The organism is Pseudomonas sp., from assembly GCF_035277045.1.
Lineage (GTDB): Bacteria > Pseudomonadota > Gammaproteobacteria > Pseudomonadales > Pseudomonadaceae > Aquipseudomonas.
On the sequence record NZ_DATELE010000272.1, the window covers coordinates 1 to 3,043 of the forward strand.

The 3,043-nt window shown below is 63.7% G+C and carries 4 protein-coding genes; 1 reads left to right on the plus strand and 3 read right to left on the minus strand.

Annotated features, from left to right (window positions below):
* Nucleotides 1–323 (minus strand): SDR family NAD(P)-dependent oxidoreductase (locus tag VJS90_RS15085; protein ID WP_324122448.1); only part of this gene is annotated, 323 nt, incomplete at its 3' end.
* A 42-nt stretch (nt 324–365) separates the two neighbouring features.
* Nucleotides 366–1,076, minus strand: coding sequence for a FadR/GntR family transcriptional regulator (locus tag VJS90_RS15090; protein ID WP_324122449.1), 711 nt, complete (start codon nt 1,074–1,076; stop codon nt 366–368).
* Nucleotides 1,077–1,172: 96 nt separating this feature from the next.
* On the opposite strand from VJS90_RS15090, the gene VJS90_RS15095 reads away from it, so the two are divergent.
* On the plus strand, nt 1,173–1,916 hold the full coding sequence (locus tag VJS90_RS15095; protein WP_324122450.1) for a FadR/GntR family transcriptional regulator: 744 nt from the start codon (nt 1,173–1,175) through the stop codon (nt 1,914–1,916).
* 38 nt (nt 1,917–1,954) lie between these two features.
* Here VJS90_RS15095 and VJS90_RS15100 read toward each other — a convergent pair.
* A partial coding sequence (locus tag VJS90_RS15100; RefSeq protein ID WP_324122451.1) for a glycoside hydrolase family 28 protein occupies nt 1,955–3,043 on the minus strand: 1,089 nt, incomplete at its 5' end.

The window sequence follows — 3,043 nt, forward strand, 5'->3', positions numbered from 1 at the left end:
TTGGTCGCGACCGTGGCCTCGAGTGCCGTGGGTCCCTCGCGCAGGGACTCGCCACGCATGATCCCAGCGCAATGAATCACTGCATTGAGGCTGGGGTGGCTGGCAATCAGTTCGCCGATGACCCGCTGGCTTTCCGCGGCATCGCTGGTGTCGAGCACCACGTGGCGCAGGCCGGGGTTCGCCGCGACGACCTGCTTGAGCACCGGCTCGCGGCGCCCGGCGATGATGACGTCGTTACCCAAGGCCAGGAAGGCCTCGGCCAGCGCGCGGCCGATACCGCTGCCGCCACCGGTGACCAGAAGAGTGTTGCCTGTGGTTTGCATGGTTGACTCCCGTGAAGTGAGAGGTGGGAGGCGCGACGCTCATCACGCCGCGGCCTGAACCGCGTCGCGCGCGCGCTGCAGGCAATTGGTCAGGTGCAGGCGCATCGCCGCGCGGGCTGCATCAGCGTCTTTGTGAGCGACCGCGGCGTAGATCTGCTCGCGTTCACGGACCTGTAGCGTGCGCCGATGCTCGGTGACGCCGGGTGTTGCCGGTTGGGTGGCAGCCAGCAACGTAGTGCTCAGGTGCGTCATGGCATCGATGAAAAAACTGTTGCCGGTGCACTGGGCAATCTGCAGGTGGAAATCGAAGTCGATGCGCGTGCTTTGCTCATCGATCTGCTCAAGCGCGTTGGCCGCATCGAGCGCTGCGCGAATGGCCAGCAGTTGCGCGGGCGTGGCGCGTTGCGCTGCGATGGCAGCGGCCTCCACCTCAAGACTCAAACGAAGCTCGATGATCGCAGCCGCATCGTAGGCGGTGCCTTTTTCAGGCTTGCTGTCCTGGAAGTCGCCAGGCCGCATCGTGTCCACCACGAAGGTGCCAATGCCACGGCGAGTCTCCACCAGGCCCTCTGCCTGAAGGCGCGACATGGCTTCGCGAACCACGGTGCGGCTGACCCCGCGCTCTTCGGTGAAGACCTGTTCGGTCGGCAGCTTGCTGCCCGCCGGCAGCTCGCCGGCAAGAATCCGGCGCGACAGGTCAAGCACCAGTTGCTGGGCGAGGTTCAAGCGTCGATCAGGGGGAACACGCGCCATCGGAGGGATCCATTAAAGCCAGACGATCCTGGATTATAGCCGCGGCTTTGCATTGAAACGCACTATAATGGCCGCTGATCACCTTAGAGCCTGCTGATGTCGGATCAAGCCTCCCCCGCCCCCCACAAGCCTCGCCGTCTTGCCGAATCCCTGGTCGAGCGCTTCGCCCAGCGCATGCGCGAAGGCACGCTCAAGCGTGGCGACAAGCTGCCCACCGAGGCCAGGATCATGGAAACCGAGGGGGTCAGCCGTTCGGTGGTCCGCGAAGCGCTGTCGCGCATGCAGGCGGCGGGGCTGGTCGAAACCCAGCACGGGGTTGGCACCTTCGTGCTGGATATGCCGGCGCCTGAGGGCTTCAACGTCGGCCCGGCGACGATCGTGCTGCTGTCCGATGTGCTGGACTTGCTGGAGTTCCGGATGAGCCTGGAGGTGCAGGCCGCGGGCATGGCCGCCGAACGCGCCACACCCCAGGCACTCGAGGAGCTGGAGCAGGCCTTGAAGGCGTTGCTGCAGGGCCCGGAAAAGTCCGGCAGCACCACCAACGCCGATTTCCAGTTCCACCTGAAAATCGCCAAGGCCGCGGGCAACCATTACCTCATCGACATCATGAAGCACCTGGGGACCAAGATGATCCCGCGCACGCGCATGAACTCCGCCTACACAGGGCAAAGCAACCGCAGCACCTACCTCGCGGGCATCAACACCGAGCACCAGCAGATCTTCGACGCCATCGCCAGCAGGCAGGTCGATGCCGCGCGTGCGGCGATGTACCTGCACCTGAGCAACAGCCGCATGCGCCTGCGCGCCGCGCAACAACTCCAGGCGTTCTACAGCGAATAAGCGTGCGGGTGCGGATCGTGGAACAGGGCTTGCCGGGGCTACTGCGGTGACGGCGCGACATCGTGGAACGCCAGGCCCTGGCTGCCACTCACCTGCCAGGGATTGGCATCCCCGGTTTCACTGAAGCGAATACCCTCGAAACGCGAATCCCTCAAGCCATCGATCGTCACCTTGGCCTCGCCACTGAACCGCACTCGTTCGAACGTCAGCCCTTGATGATAAGCATTGTGCTGGCTATCGCCCTTGACCTCGATCGCCGCCATCCGGGCGTTTTCGACACTGACATCGCTGACCCGGATATCGCGGAACTGCCCCGGTATCGTCGATCGCTCATAGTCCAGCTTGGCATTCGGGTCGTTGTAATCCAGGGTGAAGATGAACGCCTGCTTGGCCGTGTTACGTATGGCTGAATCACGAAAGGTCACATTGCGCGCGCCACCGCCCATGAAGTTGGTGCTCTTCATGCGCAGCCCGGCATCGGTGCCATCGGACACGTTGTCTTCAGCCAGGATGTTCTGGATCCAGGCCCCGGTATGACTGCCCGCGACGACCATGCCATGGCCCTTGCGGAAATAGTTGTTGAAAATCCACGCGTCTTCCTGGGCCTTCTGGTGCACGGCATCGGCGCCGGTGCCGGCGGCGAAGTTGACGCAGTCATCGCCGGTGTCGAAGAAGTTGTTGAACACCATCGCGCCGCGGCTGTTGGCGAACTCGATACCGTCGCCGTTATTGGCGTCGTAGGTCTTGTGCGTGGTGTTGGCCATCACCACGTTCTCGGTCTCCAGGTTCATGATGCCGTGGTACGCCGGGTTGAGCACAGTGAAGCCGCCGTAGAAGACATTCTTCACATCACGCAGGGTGATCAGCGACGAGCGCATCTGGCCATAGGCGTCCTTGACGTTCATGCCCTCGGCCACGGCCCGTTCGACCTGGGCCTTGGCCAGCACGCCATCGCGGCTGTAACGGGTGTTGTCGCTGGGCAGGTAGAAGGGCAAGGCTCGCCCGCGCGCGTCGACCACGTCCGGGTTACGCTTCCAGCCATTGCCGTCGATGGTGCCCTTGCCGACGATGCGGATGTTCTCGAAGGCCTGGTGCGCATGCGGGTCGCGCGGCAAGGCATTGATCAG

Coding starts and splice junctions, on each gene's coding strand:
- VJS90_RS15090 (WP_324122449.1), bottom strand. CDS start 1,076: ATGGCGCGTGTTCCCCCTGATCGACGCTTGAACCTCGCCCAGCAACTG.
- VJS90_RS15095 (WP_324122450.1), top strand. CDS start 1,173: ATGTCGGATCAAGCCTCCCCCGCCCCCCACAAGCCTCGCCGTCTTGCC.